We start from the raw sequence: 16,375 nt of genomic DNA on the forward strand, positions 1-16,375 counted from the left end.
AATGAAAAATCCGAGGTTCTATAAGGTGCTATCTGCATGGTTAGCTTTTGCATTGGCGTCGATTTGGTTATTAATGCTTGTGGCAGTACACGGGCTGCTCATGTTAGAATCCATTTTCTATTACATTGTGGTCATCTGCACATTAGGCATCATTTTACTGATATACCCATCGATGAGGGAGGGACACGATCAGGCAATGGCGGACTTTGTCCACTACGGTTATGGCTTGCTAGGCTCGGGTGTGGCACTCGCCATCATGATCTTTGCTTTGATTCGCATTTTAAAAGGGAAATGCGGTTCATGGACGCAAGGTCTGCTTGTTTTTGGAGCAGCTCTCCAGCTGATTGTGTTCGAATGGTTCAGTTTACTGACGGCGGTTTTTTACGTGCTCGCCGCGTTTCTTCCGGAACAGAAAACCGCTGCACTTGAGAAGCAGGCTGATGAATCAGTACAATAATGGATAAGGAGGGACGCCGTATGCATTTATCCATTGTTACCGGAGCGTCAAAAGGGCTTGGCGCCGCGATTGCCGAAGGGCTTTTGCAAAAAGGCCATATTGTTCACGCTGTCTCAAGGACCAAGTCTGAAGTCAGTCATGAGAGGCTGATCCGGCATGAGGCTGATCTGACACAGCTCGTCGAAACAGAAAAGTGGTTTCGGCAATTGACAGAATCTGTCCAAGCCCGCGATTTTACTTCGATCACCTTGATCAACAATGCGGGTATGGTGACGCCGATCAAGCGCGCCGGTGAAGCTGAACTGGAAGAGCTGAGGCTGCATTATGACTTGAATTTGTTAGCTCCGGTGATTCTCAGCCAGCTGTTTACCAAATGGCTCAAGCCATACAAAGGTAAAAAATCGATTGTCAATATATCATCAGGTGCGGCCAAAAACCCTTATAAAGGATGGAGCGCCTACTGCAGTTCAAAAGCGGGGCTCGATATGTTCACGAAAACATTCGGCTTTGAACAGGAAGATCAATCTGATCCGGTGAAAATGATTTCTTTCTCACCGGGGATCATGGATACCGGCATGCAAGAGGTAATACGTTCATCATCGAAAAAAGACTTTCATGAAATTGAACGATTCAAAACCTATCAAACAGAAGGAAAGCTGAGAAGCACGCCTTACGTCGCCGGCGTTCTGCTCGATCTGCTTGAGACCGACTTTGAAAACGGCAGAGTGTATGACATTAAAGAGTTTTTGTGAAAAATAAAAAAACAAGCACATCAAATCGATTGTGCTTGTTTTTATTTTATTATGGCGCAGGCTCATATAGCGGAATTTTAAATATGATGTGTCAGATCAATTGAGATTTACATGAAAATATGTTAGGATTCTAAAAATATATAAAGGAGGGGTTTACATGAGAAACGTAACATTAGTGGATGTATTCACCCATCCAATCGCACAAAAATATTTAACACGCTCCGGTGTAGCTCATGCCGTAGCCTGCGCTTACCACGCATACCGCCTGGCGGTGCGAGCGGGAGTAGACCCTGATATCGCGACAAAAGCGGCTTTGCTGCACGATATCGGTCATTATGAATGGTATACCGACGGGGAATGGGATTATGAAAAATACAAGCAAAACGACATTCACGCGATAAAGGGTGCCGAGCGCGCTCACAAGCTTCTGATCCGCCTCGGCGAAGATCGGAAAGCGGCAAAAGAGATTGCTTTGGCGATTTTGCTTCATACGGATTCCTATTTGCCAGAAGGGGACCTCGATAAAAACAAGCTGCAGGAAATCGTCAAAAAAGCGGATGAGCTGGATGAAGAGCCGGGCGGAAACCACCATTACCGCAAAATCGATCATAAGCTGGCGCTTGAAAAGATCAGAAAACTTGACCGCATGGTCGATGAATCTTTATCTCCCATGAAAAGAACGGTTTAATCGGACAAAGGGCTGTTTTCAAACTTCTCCCCTTTGTCATTTACATAAATAGAGCGGATGATCGTCCTGTTAAACGGCGAGTTGTCTGCCGTTTTTCCTGAAAGGTCGATCGTCACCGAATACAAGCCCGCTTTTTTGAATGACAGGCTGTTTTGCAGCGCATTGATGGAAGCTGGTTTCAGCGACTTTTTCTCGGCCTGTTTTCCGTTTTCATAGCGGATAGAACGAACGGACGCCTTAACATTCGCAAGATTTGCCGATTCTCTGGTGACTGCGTTTTTAATTTGCTGGTTCAGAGGAGAATCGAACGTCACAATGAACAAAAACGCCTCTTTTTGTTTGACAGATGATGCGATCTTCCATGTACCTGCTGCCGGATTTTTAATGGCAGCGGAATGGACGAATCCCCCTTCAAAAACATCCGCCGTCTTTGCTTTTGAAAAATCTTTGAGCGGCTTGCCGTGCGGATCTGTCAATTTGATATTTCCCGAGGAATGATTGCTCAGCCAGTGAACGGTTATTTCCTTGACGCCTTTTTCAACGGCGAATTCCTCTTCTCTCAATCCATGATTTTCCCCTCCTCTGATGAAAGGGTACGATAGGTTTTCCTTGATGGCCGCTGTTTCATTTGCATATGCCTGAACCGTCAATAAAGGCAAAAATACAGGAAATGTGAGGTTTCCTTTAATAATCGAGAAGTGATCCCACTTCCCTGTATTCAGGTTTGTGGCGTAAGGGAGTCTCGCATTTTTTTCGGTGACGGCTCCGTCATTTTCGCCAAACATGTTTAAATAGACGCCTCCAAAAAATAAAACGCTGCCGAACCCGCCGATTTTATTGCCTGCCAAGGTGAAATATTTGGTTTTCGATCGATTGGGATGATTGTCGGTCTGATCGCGGAACGATTTCATAAACCCTGTTTGGAGAGAGTAAACGGCGTCATTTTTCTGGCCTAAAATATCGGCGAGCCATCCTGCCCAGCTGCTGTAGGCAAGGTCTGCCAGCTGCGAACCGTGATGGGGGGTTCCGAGCGTAATCAAGCGCTCGACATAATGGTATGCGTTGTGATGAATCAGCGCCGACTGACTGTCAATTCCGCCTTTGCTGTAGGAAACGAGAATGACCTTGCGGCCGAAATGCTGGTAGATTTCGCGCAGTTTCGCGGCCAGCATCGCTCCGTTATCCTGCATGTCTTTATCGGGGTGGAGATCGATAAAAGCCGCATCATATCCGTTTTTCCACGCCTGCTCCGCCATGTCATTTTCGTCAAACCAAGCGTTTGAAGAGCCGTTTAATCCATGGACAAATACAATCGGCGGTTTTGCGGGATCAGGATGTTCAACAGGGTCTCCCGCGAACCAGTGGCCCGGATCGCCTCCTCCTCCTTTAAATCCTCCCGCTTTCGATACATGCGGATACACGACCAGCAAAACAAGCATGAGCAGTACCAGTTTTTTCATCGTTGTTCACCTCATGGTTTTGTTGTAAGCGTTTTCATCTTATTTTCTGAAGGTGAACTTTATACCGATATACTGAAAAAAATTTAGAAAATATTCATAAACGGGAGGAATATTTACAATGAAGACTGAAACGGTATTCAATATGAGGATATATTCCAACCTTCGACATAACCGCCGCGTTTTTTCATCTTTTTTGAAGGAAATGAAACTCTTTTCCCCGCCGTCCGTATTGATGATGTAAAAACAGTTGACAGACGATGGTGTCAATAGTAGTTTTTAGAGTAATGAAAACAACCGGGAGGAAACAAAGCTTGTTTAAATCAAAAACCCATTTTTGGACGCTGCAAATTTTATTGGTTCTTCTTATTATTTATGTGTCGACAAAAGTGTCTTTTCTTTTCGAACCGATCATTGTATTTGCATCGACTTTATTTACACCGATTTTAATCGCGGGAATCTTGTATTTTATATTCAATCCGATCGTGCGGTTTCTTGAAAAAAAGCTGCCGAGAACGCTGTCCATTCTGCTGATCTATTTGGCGTTTGTGGCATTGATCGTGTTTGTGTTGTCATCTGTCGGTCCTGTGTTTACAAAGCAGGTGACCGATTTGTTTAACAGCATTCCGTCCTATGTGAAACAGATCCAGATTTTCATTAAGCAAATGTCGAATTCGCAGTGGTTCACTTGGATAATGAATCAGGATTTCGTGTCGGTTGCCAAAATCGAAAGCTCAATCGGCGAATATCTGACGAGCCTGCCTGAGAATATTACAGGGAGCCTGTCTTCTGTATTCGGTGTTGTGACCAACATTGCGCTCACGGCTGTTACCGTGCCGTTCATCCTGTTTTATATGCTGAAGGACGGCCACCGTTTCCCGAATTTGGCTGTTAAGATTCTGCCTGACAAGTACAAAAATGAAGGACTGAAAATTTTTAAGGATTTGTATGAGACGCTGGCGGCTTACATTCAAGGACAGTTGATCGTTTGTATGTTTGTCGGAACGGCGTGCTTCATCGGTTTTTGGATCGCCGGTGTGAAATACGCGCTGATTCTCGGCATGATTATTGCCGTGACGAATATTATTCCATATGTCGGACCGTTTCTTGGAGCGACACCGGCTGTCATTATCGCTTTTCTCGACTCGCCGACGAAAGCATTCATCGCGCTGATCATCGTCGTTGCCGTTCAGCAGACAGACGGAAATCTGCTGTCGCCGCTGATTATCGGCCGCCGTCTGAATACGCATCCGCTGACGATCATCCTTTTATTAATCGGCGCCGGAAGCTTCGGAGGTATTCTCGGCATGATCCTGGCCGTTCCGGCTTATGCCCTGCTCAAGGCTTTTACATTGAATATCGTCCGCCTTGTCCGTTTAAGGCAGAGGTATAAAAAAGAAACGGCGGAAAATGCTGAAGTCTGAACGTTTTGCCCATTTTCACATATGATGCTAATAAATTGAATGGCGGAGGTGTGAAGATGCCGGCGATCGTCGGACCGATTTTTATCAGGCAAGTCGTTGATGACAGCGCAGCCTTCTTTGGAGATGTGTTTGCCATTTCCCCGAAGTGCACGGATGTTTCCGGAGGAGGAGCGGGTACATTTTTAACAGGGGACTACGGTTTGATTCAAAACAATAGCAATAAAACATCCTTCACAGATGCGGATGTGATCGACGGTTTCAAGTCATTGAACCTGTGACAGCCTCTTTTAAAGAGGCTGTTTCTTTTTTATAGTATAATGGGAAAAAAGATAGATAAGGCAGGTGACAAAGATGAAAATCAGGAAGGCAAACATCTTGAACAAAGATCAGATGATCACAGACGTTTACCTCCATGAAAATAAAAAGGAATTTCATACGCTTGTGGCTGTGCCGCAACTGGAGTGGAGTAAGCTGATTTCTTATGAGGAAGAAAAAGCAGAGCTCGCCGAAAAGCTTGACCGGTCATTGTCGAAAGTGGCTGAAGCGGATGCGGCCGAGGAGCTGTCCAAAAAGATTGTACAATGGGTGACCGAAATGTAGCCCGGGCTCATGCCCGCTGTTTTCATGGGCATACTGATAAAAAAACGCAGCTTAAAACAAGCTGCCAGCAAGATAAACTGGAGGGTCTAAGACGTGAGCGACCAATCAATGGATCAATATTTACAGCAGGGAATGTATGGACCACGCGAAACGAAGCCGGATGAACGCAGACTGTTTTTAGGCTCGCTGAGGGAACGGGTTATCATCGCATTGACGAAAGGACAAGTGCTGCGTCCGCAGGCATACCGCGAAGTCATCGATGCGCTTGGCTCAAAAGCGGATGCGACATTATTGCTGAACGGTGAAATCGACTACTCTCATTTATCTCCTTACATCAAGGAGTCCAATAAACAAGGTGTTTCTTTTTCCATCGTGTCCGACCAGCAATCGGATACTCCCCTTGGACTTGTCCTCGCAGCGCGCGAGGCTGTAGAGAAAGAATCGATTTATGTTCAGGACGACATCTTTGAGCAGTCGGTTTTAAACAAGAGATGAGGCACGGGTTTTCGCACGCGTCTTCCACAGGGCGTGCGAAAACCCGCGGTTTTTGTTTTTTTCTGAAAAAGAAAAAACCCGCTGCTGGCGCGGCTTTGCAGCCATATCCGCTTGATTCGCCATTCACTTGTCCGTTTAGATAAGTTATAATGTTACCTATCATACAAAAGGCGGGGAGGGCGGCAATGAAAAAAGCTCTTATATGTATAGATTATACAAATGACTTTGTCGCAGCTGACGGAAAGCTGACGTGCGGAGAACCAGGCCGGGAAATCGAAGACGCCGTGACGCGTCTCGCGGAAACGTTTATTCAAAACGGCGATTACGTCGTATTTGCAGTCGATTCACACGAGGCCGGCGATTCGCATCATCCGGAAACCCGTTTGTTTCCTCCACATAATATAAAAGGTACATCAGGACAGGATTTATACGGAAAGCTTGAAGCGCTTTATCGAAAACACGAACATGACCAGAATGTCTATTACATGGAAAAAACAAGGTACTCTGCTTTTGCCGGGACAAACCTCGAGCTGAAGCTTCGTGAAAGGGATATTAAAGAACTGCACCTCGTTGGCGTATGCACAGATATATGCGTGCTCCATACCGCAGTAGACGCTTATAATAAAGGGTTTAATCTTGTCATTCATCAAAACGCAGTGGCTAGCTTTAACCCGGACGGGCACGACTGGGCTCTTTCTCATTTTGCAAACACCCTGGGAGCCTCAGTGTCAGATTGAGGAAGGAGAAATGAAGGTTGGAACACCGTTTTACAGACGACAGTCTAGCACTACACACAGACCTATATCAAATTAATATGGCGGAAACGTATTGGCGCGACGGCATTGATCAAAAGAAAGCCGTTTTTGAACTGTTTTTCAGAAAGCTCCCTTTTGACAGCGGTTTTGCCGTTTTTGCCGGTCTTGAAAAAGCGATTGAGTTTTTGCGGGATTTCAGATTTACTGAAAGCGATTTAGTTTATTTAAAAGAAGAGCTGGGCTTCAAAGATGACTTTCTCAGCTTTTTAAAAGATATGAGATTCACCGGTTCGCTTTATTCCATGCAGGAAGGCGAAATCGTGTTTGGAAACGAACCGATCATGAGAATCGAAGCGCCTTTGGCCGAAGCGCAGCTGATTGAAACGGCTCTGCTCAACATTGTGAATTACCAAACATTGATCGCGACAAAAGCCGCGAGAATCAAAAGTGTGATCGGAGATGAGACGGCGCTCGAATTTGGAACAAGGCGCGCGCATGAAATGGACGCGGCGATGTGGGGAGCAAGGGCCGCGATTATCGGCGGGTTCGATGCGACAAGCAATGTCCGCGCCGGCAAGCGTTTTGACATTCCGGTATCGGGCACGCACGCCCATGCGCTTGTTCAAGCCTACCGCGACGAATACACGGCATTTAAAAAATATGCGGAAACCCATAAAAAATGTGTCTTTTTGGTCGATACATATGATACGGTGCGTTCCGGCATTCCAAATGCAATCAAAGTGGCGAAGGAATTCGGTGATCAAATTGAATTTTCAGGAATCCGCCTGGACAGCGGAGACCTCGCCTATTTGTCCAAGAAAGCGAGAGCCATGCTGGATGAAGCCGGATTTACAGATACAAAAGTCGTCGCCTCAAGCGATCTTGATGAGTATACGATTATGAACCTGAAAGCCCAGGGCGCAAAAATCGACGTCTGGGGCGTCGGCACAAAGCTGATTACCGCTTATGATCAGCCGGCTCTCGGCGCGGTTTACAAACTCGTTTCCATCGAAGAAGACGGAAAGATGGCAGACACGATTAAAATTTCTTCGAATCCGGAAAAAGTGACGACTCCAGGCTTGAAAAAGGTGTACAGAATCATCAATCAGCTGAACCATCATTCAGAAGGCGATTATATCGCTTTGGACTATGAAAAGGTCAATGAACAGGAGCGGCTGAAGATGTTTCACCCCGTTCATACGTTTATCAGCAAGTTTGTGACGAATTTTGATGCGAAAGACCTTCACCAGCCGATCTTTGAAAAAGGCGAGCTTGTTTATGAGAATCCGAGCATTCAGGATATTAAGCGGTATGTTCAAGAAAATCTCAGTTTGCTTTGGGAAGAGTATAAGCGGATCAGCAAGCCCGAAGAATATCCTGTCGATTTAAGCGAAGCTTGCTGGAACAACAAGATGCAGCAAATTCACGAAGCAAAAATCAAGGCGAAAAAAGGTCTGGATCAAGGTTGACTCTGTAAACGATAGTTTTTAATATAACTGGGGATTGAAACAGATAATTTCTTCGGGGATTATCTGTTTTTCAATATTAAGTTCAATATTTGGGCGGATTTTTTAAGCGGACGGGATTTGCTCATTTAATTGATATACTTAAAAGCGAAGGCACCTCAGTCGCTAGGGGGAAAAAGAATGAGGGTATTCGTTGCCAGACAGCCAATATTCAACAGAAAAGAACAAGTTGTCGCATACGAGCTTTTATACAGAGAAAGCGAGAAAAACTTTTTTTCCGGTATTGACGGTGATCAAGCGACAACAGAATTGATGATTAACAGCTTTTTAAACATTGGAATCGATAAATTGACAGAAGGCAAAAGGTATTACGTGAATTTTACCGAAGGTCTTTTGGCATCAGGGCTGCCGACTTATTTTGATCCGGACCAGCTCGTTGTAGAAATCCTTGAAGATGTGCCGATCACCCCTGAGCTTATCGAAAGGTGCAGGCATTTGAAAAGCCTCGGCTACACGATTGCCCTTGATGATTTTTGTTTAAAACATCGCGTGGAGAGGGACTTGCTCCATCAGCTTTTGGCATCCATTGATATTTTGAAGATCGATTTTTTCAAAACGACGCGGCAGGAAAGACAGAGCATCCTTCGATCATGCCGGAACCACCGTCTGACGTTTCTCGCTGAAAAAGTGGAGACGCGAAAGGATTATGAGCAGGCGGCAAAAGACGGATTTCAACTGTTTCAAGGCTATTTCTTCAGCGAGCCCGCTGTGATTGACGGTCAGGACATTACATATCATTTCCATGCTTACTATGAGCTGCTGCATGAATTAAGCGAAGATCAGCCTGATATTGAAAACGTCACAAATATTATAGAACGCGATTTGTCGCTTTCCTACCAGCTGCTGAAGCTGTTGAACTCTCCGGCCAACCGGCCGATTCAAAAGATTAAAAGCATCCGCCAGGCTATCGTGCTTCTCGGATTTAAAGAAATCAAAAGGTGGATCTTCATCCTCTCATTTAAGGATTTAACGAAAAAACAAAACTCCAGCAAGAACGAAGTCGTCAAGATTTCGCTGATCCGCGCGAAGCTTTGCGAATTGCTGGCGAAAAAAACGAATCGCCCTCAGCCGGCTTCTTATATGCTGACAGGCATGTTTTCATTTATCGATACACTGCTTCACAAAGAACTGGCGGAAGTCATCAGCGAACTGCCGCTGACGGACGAAGTAGGACAAGCACTGCTCGGCAAAGAAAACGATTATCGAAAAATCTTACGGCTTGCAAAATCGATCGAGCGAAACGAATGGGAAGACAGCACGCCAGAAACAGAAGGCTTAACAAAAGATGAAGCGTATCAATGCTATCTTGAAGCCGTTGATTGGTGTCAAAAACTTTTATAAAAAAATTCCGGCTCCTTTTTAGGGACCGGAATTTTTTTTGCGCTAAGACCAACGCAGGAGGAGGAATATTCTGCTGCGGGGGCTGATAAGCATGATGCGGATGCCGTCGGGATCGAAAGAGGCATCAAGCTGGCTGCGGACGCCAGTTTGTCTGAGCAGGGCAAGGACGGTATTTTTTTGGTTGCTTTGGGCAGCCGTCATGATTTGGTGAGCCAAAGCACGCGATGCTGAAAGCCTGCTTAAAATTCTTTGTCCGTCAGCCATCAAGCCCTCCGCTTCTTTTGCCGAACGCGAAAAGGCGCTGGCTTCAACTTCCGGATAGACCTGCCGGCAGCGGATATGTTGGTATGGATGCATCCAAAAGCAATGAGAAGGAAGCAATATGAACACCTCGTTTCAATTTTTACGGGTCAAATTGCGGTTTTTGCGGTGTAAGGCGAAGGGTCGGTTTTTTTTAAGGGCCGAAATGCGTGTCGGTCTATTGCGTGTTTTTCGGTGGTGCATACCCGATCTGCGTTCCTTGAACAATCAAGTTTTTCTATTCCCCGCTAGTTATTACTTTAGACTCAATGTCGCAAAACGAACAAAAAATAACTGAACTTGCGGTGCTAAAGGGGTTTATTAGTGATCTTTATTTGATCCCTTTAAAAACAAACTAAAATTTTATGTTTCATTAGGAATTGAGAACTAATCGCAAGTCGTGTAGAATGGGTGTTATGGTCTATTTAAAGTTTGCGGTGTAACGCATGAATTTATATGCAACTTTTCGGTGAAAAAGAGACCAATTCCCTTTAAACTTGTATTAACAGATCAAATACCTATGACTCGTTCACTATACACAAATTGATTGATCTTCCAAAAGGAGTGTGGAATCGGTGGAAAAGCAACAAATTGAAGAATTAAAACAACTGCTTTGGCGGCTAGAGAATGAAATCAGAGAAACAAAGGACTCCTTGCGCAAGATTAACAAAAGCATTGATCAATACGATAAGTACACATATCTAAAAACCTCGTAAAAAGACTTGTTTCAGACAAGTCTTTTTTTTTTGCGAACAAATCCAAAAAAAGGATATATTATTATATAATTGTTAAATAAAAAAATTGCTCTGTCAATCGGGAATTTGATTTAGTAAAATATTAAGAAAGGAGGGAGCACCATCTCTAAGCTTTTTTGTCTAGATCACAGTAAAATCAAGCAAAGAATGAATCATTTTATAGACGTTGAGATTCCCAACGCGGACTTAAATCGGACGCTGCACGCTTTTCTAGATGCAAAGGACCAGTTGCATTTCAGCGAGCTTGCTTTTTATCATTACCAAAGTTTCGGCGGCACGGACGCTGATGCGGCGGAAACGCTTGGAGCGGGCATAGAACTTTTGATTCTTGCGTTTGATATATTCGATGATTTAGAGGATGAAGACAGCCCCGATGAACCTTGGATGAAAATAAACCGTTCAGTCGCAATGAATGCGGCGACTGCGCTTTATACAATAAGCATTAAAGTGATCAGTTCGGTGTCGAAAGAACCGGTGTTTTTTGAAAAACTGATGGAATATATACTTCAATCGATGCAGGGACAGCATGACGATCTCAGCAACCGGCCTGCCACTGAAGATGAATGCCTTGACATGATCAAGCGTAAGTCCGGGGCGCTGACGGCTCTGCCATGCGTGCTTGGGGCGATGCTTGCCACGGGCAAATTTGACCCGGCGGTGGAGAAGTACGCATATCAGCTGGGCATTGCTTCACAAATCGAAAATGATTATAAAGCACTTTTTTATGATTCAAAAAGCGATATCGCCAAGAAAAAGCGGACGCTTGCGTACTTATATTTGTCAAGAAAATTTAACCAGCCATCGATTGATTTGTTAAAAACATTTGAAACTGAGGATAAAATTGCCGATAAAGAAATAAAATGCTATAAAGAGAAATTGAAAGCAGCAGGCGTCACTCAGTATATGTATGTTATGAATCAGCTCGCTATTCAGAAATTTAAAAAGGGAATTGGGGAGCTGCAGTTGGGGGATATGGAGAAAGAACGTTTGATGTCTGCGCTTTTAAACGAGTCTTTACGAGGAGAGTATTATGCAGGAGATCGTGAGTTTTTTGGTTGAACACCCGGAAGTGTTGGAACAGGTTATTGCTGGCAAAGCCAGTCTTATAGGTGTTGATAAAGACCAAGTTTTCAGTTTAATTGAAGGTTTTAAAAGAATTGAAGCAGGTTGGGGTCCTTACCCTAATTTATGGTTCAAATAATGAATAGTAGGGATTTCTAAATGAAGTCATATTATAACAAGGTTTCACTAGTTCTCATATTGTTAAGTTTTATTTATGTTCTCTATGTTTGCTATCTTAGTTTTAATAATAATCTAGTTGGGTTAAAGGTGAAAAATCTTGATGAATACAGTCTTGAAGTTGTGGAAGTGAAAAAACACACTTTAGCCGCTGATTATGCAGAATTAAAAGAAGGAGATATCATTCATAGAATAAATGGGCAGCAGGTTCCATTTAAAAAAGATAAGGAATATACATTGTCAAACGTTTTAACGTTAACAATTGAAAGAAATGGGAAAGTATTTGAGAATGATTCTCTGATATATTTGGATTTAGTCAGTTATGACAGTTTTTTTATATTTATCATTCCGTTGATCTTTTACTTTTTATGTTTAATTTGTGTGTATTTTATTTTTAAAGTAAACAAATCTAAAAATCTTTTCTCAGCATTTTTATTAGTCCTATTTCTGCTTATTACTTCTATAGCTTATGTTAGTGCAGGCGCAGTTGCAAGAGGTGACACTTTCAGTAGATTTGTAAATATACTTACTTTTTTAGCTGTTCCAACTAGCTACTTACATTTTATTTATCGATACTTTAAAGAGATAGGGAAAACATTTTTCAGTAATAAAGTTTTTTTACTTTATTTAATACCATTTATAAACCTCATACTTGAAGCTGGTTTATACTTATTTGAATTTGAGGGAAGTATTCTAAAAAGCATTAACTTATTGTCGTTCTTTATTTCGACGGTCATTGTTTTTATTCTGATTACATATGCCTTAATTAAATTCAAGTATTCTCAACAGTCCTACTTATTGAAAATATTAATGTTGATGAACTTCATTGCATTGGTACCTTTTTTGTTTTTCTATGTACTTCCTATGCTGGTCTTTGGCGATTATATTTTCTCGGCCATTGTTGTGTCCCCGTTTCTGTTGCTGATTCCTTTATCTTTGGTATATCAATTTATGTCTAATAAAATATATGATATTGAATTTTTAATTGGTCGATTGAAATATTATAGTTTTTTAGCGATAATTCCAACTTCTTTAATTATTACTATTTTAGCCATTGTTAAGCATCAAGAAGGAGAATTTTTCACAGTACAGGTTACAATCTTTACATATCTTATCATGGTAGGCGTTTTCTATTTAAAAGAAATTATTGATTTCCGCTTTCGGCTAAAGCGCTTTTCAGAAAAATTTAACTACCAGGATAGTATTTTTAAATTTACTCAAACCATTCGAACATTTACGTCTTTAAATCAAGTTTTAATGGAGTTAAAACAAATCGTTTTGGACGTGCTTCTTGTTAATAATATTTATATGCTCAAAGTAAAAAACGATGGATCGGTATCGATGCTAGAGAATGATGCAGAAGAAAAACCGTGGATCCCGTACGAACAAGAAGTAACCAAGGTCATCACCGACATCGGCAAAATCGTCGAAGTCGACCGCGGATTTTTGATTAAGATCGGTGAACGGGGCGGGACTTCTTATGTCATGCTGTGTTTGTCGGTTTTAAATACGCCTAGGCTGACGCGCGATGAGATTTCGTGGCTTGAGACGCTGGCGTTTTATACGAGTGTTTCCCTGGAAAACGTCTTGAAAATCGGCGAGCTGATGGAGCATCTGGAACATGTGAAAAAAGAAGGGCCGAATCCGGCGTGGCTGAATAAATTGATGTTTGCGATTGAAGAGAAGCAGAGATCTGATTTGGCCCGTGATCTTCATGATTCTGTGCTGCAGGACATGATTTCCTTGAAGCATCAAAGCGAGATGTTTCTGGCTGATTTTGAAAAAGATAAAGTCTGTACGAATCAAATCAGGCAAAGGCTCATCAATATGAATGAGCAAATGTCCACCGTCATCCAGACGACAAGGGAAACGTGTCAGGAGCTGAGGCCGCAGCTGTTGTACGATCTCGGACTGGTCAAAGCCCTTTCGAAACTGGCGGCACAGCATCAGGAGTCCTCATCGATCGATAAGATCCGCCTCAATACGGAAAGGTTCTCAAAGGTGCTCGACCTGGACACGCAGCTGAATTTGTACAGAATTGTGCAGGAGCTTTTAAGCAATGCGGTTAAACACTCGAAAGCTAATGAGGTTTTGATTATGCTTGTCTGCATAAAAGAAAAAGTTGTTCTTCATTATGAAGATGACGGCATCGGTTTTGATCCGGACAAGCTTTATCAAAACAGCGCAAGCATGGGGCTGTCGGGCATTCGCGAGCGAGTCCGCGCGCTGAACGGCAGTCTGGATATACAGACAGCAGAAGGGAAAGGCTTCAGGGTCGCCATTGAAATGGAATTGTAATGTTTAGTTAACATTTTTGCTTGGCATCCGCCAAGTTTTTTCTATAAAATGGTGATAGGGCAAGGTTACGCAAAAGGGAGGAAATTATGAGAAGATTACTTGTGATCGATGATCATCCGGCTGTCATGGAGGGGACGAAGGCAATTCTTGAAACGAACCAGGACTTTGTTGTCGATTGCCTCAGCCCTGAAGCCAGCGAACAATTTCTCAAGAAGCATGATTTTTCTGCGTATGACCTGATCTTAATGGATTTAAATTTGGGTGAAATCAACGGCATGGACCTATCTAAGAAAATCCTTGAGACGTGTTCATCATGCAAAATTATCGTTTACACAGGCTATGAAGTCGAAGATTATTTTGAAGAGGCGATTCGTTCCGGCATGCACGGCGCCATCAGCAAAACGGAATCGAAGGAAAAGATTATAGAGTACATATATCAGGTACTGGATAATAAAATTGTCGTCGATTATGATTATTTCAAGCAGCTGATAACACAGCAAAAATCGAAGTCAAACAGCCAGCAGACCCAGCACGATCTTTTGACTGAAAGGGAATGCCTGATCTTAAAAGAAGTCGAAAAAGGCTATACAAATCAGGAAATCGCTGATGCGCTTCATTTAAGCAAGCGGTCGATCGAATACAGTCTGACTTCCGTATTCAGCAAACTGAATGTAGGATCACGGACAGAGGCTGTTTTAATCGCGAAATCTGAAGGCGTACTTTGATGAAGGGACGATTGTGATGGAAACGAAACATACACTTCTTGAAGCGTTGGGAATCGAGTTGAAGGAATGCAGCAAAGAGCGGTGTGTTGCGGTCATGCCTGTCGACGAAAGAACGCGTCAGCCATTCGGTTATCTGCATGGAGGTGCGTCCGTTGCGCTTGCTGAAACGGTGGCAAGCATCGGGGCATATCAGCATATCGATCCAAAAGAGCAGGCATGCTTCGGGCTTGAGATCAACGCCAACCATATTAAATCGGTGAAAGACGGAACGGTTAAAGCGGTCGCAACGCCTCTGCATGTAGGCAAATCAACAATGGTGTTTCAAATTGAAATACGCGATGAGCAAGACAGCCTGATTTGCACGTCCAGGTGCACGATGGCGGTCATCAGCCGCCCTTCATCGTAAACCAAAAAAACTCGCCTTTTAGGGCGAGTTTTCTTTTTATAAATAGGAATCTTCCTTCTTTTTAATCAGAAAATTTCTGTTGCCTTCATAATCGTCCTGTACGCTTTTCTTTTCCATTTTTACGCCGGTGTTATAGGCGGCCCTTGCGATCAGGTGGGCGCCTACAGGAGACGTCAGAAATACAAAGACGATACCGAGCAGCACTTTGGCCGTAATGAAGCCGTGCAGAAACCAGAAGTAAAAGAATACGCCGAGCAGCACGCTGATGATCCCCAATGTCGCTCCTTTAGAAGCGGCGTGGATTCTTGAGTATACGTCAGGCAGCCGCAGCGTTCCAAAGGAAGCGGCTAACGATATCAGTGCGCCAAGAAGGACCAAGACGGCGATAAGCAATTTAGCGGCTTCGATCATTTTCGATAATCTCTCCTTTCTCAAGGAATTTAGAAAATGCGACGGTGCCGATAAAGGCCAGAATACCGATCAAGAGGATGACCTCCAAATATGCTGTCGTATTTAACAAGATGGACACGAGAGCCGTAATTCCGATCAGGTTGATGCCGATCGCATCAAGCGCCACCACTCTGTCCGGGATGCTCGGCCCTTTAATGACCCTCAGGACATACAGAAAAGTGGAGACCGCCAAAATGCCGAGTGACAATTGCAAAATAAATTCAAACATCAGCGGCTTACCTCCTTAATGGCCTCTTCAAACGAAATGCGGATATCACTGATGGCTTTCTCAGCATCATCGATATCGACCGCATGAATATAAAGAATCGAACGGTCATCAGAGATATCAACAACCAATGTGCCCGGTGTCAGCGTAATCAGGTTCGCCAATGTCGTGATTTCCCAGTCCGCTTTAAGGTCTGTCTTGAAGGCGAAGATGCCGGGCTTATTTTTTAACCTTGGGGATAAGATCGTCTTTAATACGCTGACGTTTGCGAGAACGAGCTCTTTAATAAAAATAAACAGCAGTTTAATGATCGCCCAAATGTTAATTAAGTAAAAGCGGCGGCGGAAAAAACGCCTCATCAGAAAGAGCGAGAATAATCCGATCACATAACCGACGACAAGCCCGGCAGCAGTGTAGTCATTGTTCAGAAACATCCAGCACAACGCAAGAATAAAGTTCAACAATATTTGTAATGCCATGC

21 protein-coding genes are annotated in these 16,375 nt (G+C 43.4%); 16 read left to right on the top strand and 5 right to left on the bottom strand.

The genetic code is table 11. From position 1 onward, the window contains the following. Position 1 precedes the first annotated feature (1 nt). The 3 genes from M1E06_RS04675 to M1E06_RS04685 all read left to right on the top strand — a co-directional run bounded on the left by M1E06_RS04675 (position 2) and on the right by M1E06_RS04685 (position 1,897). The gene (locus tag M1E06_RS04675) at positions 2-457 is read left to right on the top strand and encodes a hypothetical protein (RefSeq protein ID WP_020452805.1); all 456 of its coding nucleotides are present in this window, start codon (positions 2-4) and stop codon (positions 455-457) included. 20 nt (positions 458-477) lie between these two features. Next, a complete protein-coding gene (locus M1E06_RS04680) occupies positions 478-1,209 on the top strand; it encodes a (S)-benzoin forming benzil reductase (protein WP_020452804.1) in 732 nt (243 codons plus the stop codon). A gap of 157 nt (positions 1,210-1,366) precedes the next feature. Further along, positions 1,367-1,897 (top strand): HD domain-containing protein, encoded by a 531-nt coding sequence (locus M1E06_RS04685; protein WP_020452803.1) that lies wholly within the window; start codon positions 1,367-1,369, stop codon positions 1,895-1,897. Here the strand turns inward: M1E06_RS04685 and M1E06_RS04690 are convergent. Beyond that, a complete protein-coding gene (locus M1E06_RS04690; protein ID WP_025809746.1) occupies positions 1,894-3,357 on the bottom strand; it encodes an esterase/lipase family protein in 1,464 nt (487 codons plus the stop codon). The two genes, M1E06_RS04685 and M1E06_RS04690, sit on opposite strands and share 4 nt — an antisense overlap. 311 nt (positions 3,358-3,668) lie before the next feature. On the opposite strand from M1E06_RS04690, the gene M1E06_RS04695 reads away from it, so the two are divergent. The 7 genes from M1E06_RS04695 to M1E06_RS04725 all read left to right on the top strand — a co-directional run bounded on the left by M1E06_RS04695 (position 3,669) and on the right by M1E06_RS04725 (position 9,495). Further along, entirely contained in the window at positions 3,669-4,778 is a 1,110-nt protein-coding gene (locus M1E06_RS04695; RefSeq protein WP_043054454.1) for an AI-2E family transporter, read from the top strand. A gap of 56 nt (positions 4,779-4,834) precedes the next feature. Further along, positions 4,835-5,056: a spore germination protein gene (locus tag M1E06_RS04700; protein ID WP_020452798.1), complete on the top strand. Its 222-nt coding sequence runs from the start codon at positions 4,835-4,837 to the stop codon at positions 5,054-5,056. Between the two features lie 73 nt (positions 5,057-5,129). Continuing rightward, entirely contained in the window at positions 5,130-5,378 is a 249-nt protein-coding gene (locus M1E06_RS04705) for a YueH family protein (RefSeq protein WP_020452797.1), read from the top strand. 93 nt (positions 5,379-5,471) lie between these two features. Next, a complete protein-coding gene (locus M1E06_RS04710) occupies positions 5,472-5,873 on the top strand; it encodes a YueI family protein (protein WP_026580054.1) in 402 nt (133 codons plus the stop codon). A 185-nt stretch (positions 5,874-6,058) separates the two neighbouring features. Next, positions 6,059-6,610, top strand: a complete 552-nt coding sequence (locus M1E06_RS04715; RefSeq protein WP_020452795.1) for a cysteine hydrolase family protein — start codon at positions 6,059-6,061, stop codon at positions 6,608-6,610. Between the two features lie 77 nt (positions 6,611-6,687). After that, the gene (locus tag M1E06_RS04720; protein WP_229029889.1) at positions 6,688-8,097 is read left to right on the top strand and encodes a nicotinate phosphoribosyltransferase; all 1,410 of its coding nucleotides are present in this window, start codon (positions 6,688-6,690) and stop codon (positions 8,095-8,097) included. A gap of 177 nt (positions 8,098-8,274) precedes the next feature. Further along, a complete protein-coding gene (locus M1E06_RS04725; RefSeq protein ID WP_035337594.1) occupies positions 8,275-9,495 on the top strand; it encodes an EAL and HDOD domain-containing protein in 1,221 nt (406 codons plus the stop codon). Positions 9,496-9,537: 42 nt separating this feature from the next. Here M1E06_RS04725 and M1E06_RS04730 read toward each other — a convergent pair whose 3' ends face one another. After that, positions 9,538-9,885 carry a hypothetical protein gene (locus M1E06_RS04730; RefSeq protein ID WP_223254849.1) on the bottom strand — a complete coding sequence of 116 codons (348 nt, stop codon included), beginning with the start codon at positions 9,883-9,885 and terminating at the stop codon, positions 9,538-9,540. A gap of 485 nt (positions 9,886-10,370) precedes the next feature. Here M1E06_RS04730 and degQ point away from each other — a divergent pair, with 485 nt between their 5' ends. From degQ to M1E06_RS04760, 6 genes are all read left to right on the top strand, one after another. Continuing rightward, positions 10,371-10,511 carry a degradation enzyme regulation protein DegQ gene (gene degQ, locus M1E06_RS04735; RefSeq protein WP_003184860.1) on the top strand — a complete coding sequence of 47 codons (141 nt, stop codon included), beginning with the start codon at positions 10,371-10,373 and terminating at the stop codon, positions 10,509-10,511. A 186-nt stretch (positions 10,512-10,697) separates the two neighbouring features. Continuing rightward, a complete protein-coding gene (locus M1E06_RS04740; RefSeq protein ID WP_035337591.1) occupies positions 10,698-11,609 on the top strand; it encodes a polyprenyl synthetase family protein in 912 nt (303 codons plus the stop codon). Further along, a complete protein-coding gene (gene comX, locus M1E06_RS04745) occupies positions 11,581-11,751 on the top strand; it encodes a competence pheromone ComX (protein WP_020452790.1) in 171 nt (56 codons plus the stop codon). Before M1E06_RS04740 ends, comX begins: the two co-directional genes overlap by 29 nt. Positions 11,752-11,771: 20 nt before the next feature. Further along, positions 11,772-14,087 (top strand): sensor histidine kinase, encoded by a 2,316-nt coding sequence (locus M1E06_RS04750; protein ID WP_020452789.1) that lies wholly within the window; start codon positions 11,772-11,774, stop codon positions 14,085-14,087. Positions 14,088-14,173: 86 nt separating this feature from the next. Further along, on the top strand, positions 14,174-14,812 hold the full coding sequence (locus M1E06_RS04755) for a response regulator transcription factor (RefSeq protein ID WP_003184849.1): 639 nt from the start codon (positions 14,174-14,176) through the stop codon (positions 14,810-14,812). A gap of 16 nt (positions 14,813-14,828) precedes the next feature. Then, entirely contained in the window at positions 14,829-15,218 is a 390-nt protein-coding gene (locus M1E06_RS04760) for a hotdog fold thioesterase (RefSeq protein ID WP_009329508.1), read from the top strand. Between the two features lie 36 nt (positions 15,219-15,254). Here the strand turns inward: M1E06_RS04760 and mnhG are convergent, their stop codons facing one another. From mnhG to M1E06_RS04775, 3 genes are read right to left on the bottom strand one after another with little or no spacing between them, the layout of a single operon-like run. Continuing rightward, positions 15,255-15,629, bottom strand: coding sequence for a monovalent cation/H(+) antiporter subunit G (gene mnhG, locus M1E06_RS04765; protein WP_023856153.1), 375 nt, complete (start codon positions 15,627-15,629; stop codon positions 15,255-15,257). Further along, a complete protein-coding gene (locus tag M1E06_RS04770; RefSeq protein ID WP_003184842.1) occupies positions 15,613-15,897 on the bottom strand; it encodes a Na(+)/H(+) antiporter subunit F1 in 285 nt (94 codons plus the stop codon). Before M1E06_RS04770 ends, mnhG begins: the two co-directional genes overlap by 17 nt. After that, on the bottom strand, positions 15,897-16,373 hold the full coding sequence (locus M1E06_RS04775; protein WP_020452787.1) for a Na+/H+ antiporter subunit E: 477 nt from the start codon (positions 16,371-16,373) through the stop codon (positions 15,897-15,899). The genes M1E06_RS04770 and M1E06_RS04775 overlap by 1 nt, the downstream gene beginning before the upstream one ends. Between the last annotated feature and the right edge of the window lie 2 nt (positions 16,374-16,375).

It is taken from the genome of Bacillus sp. AK124 (genome assembly GCF_053903085.1).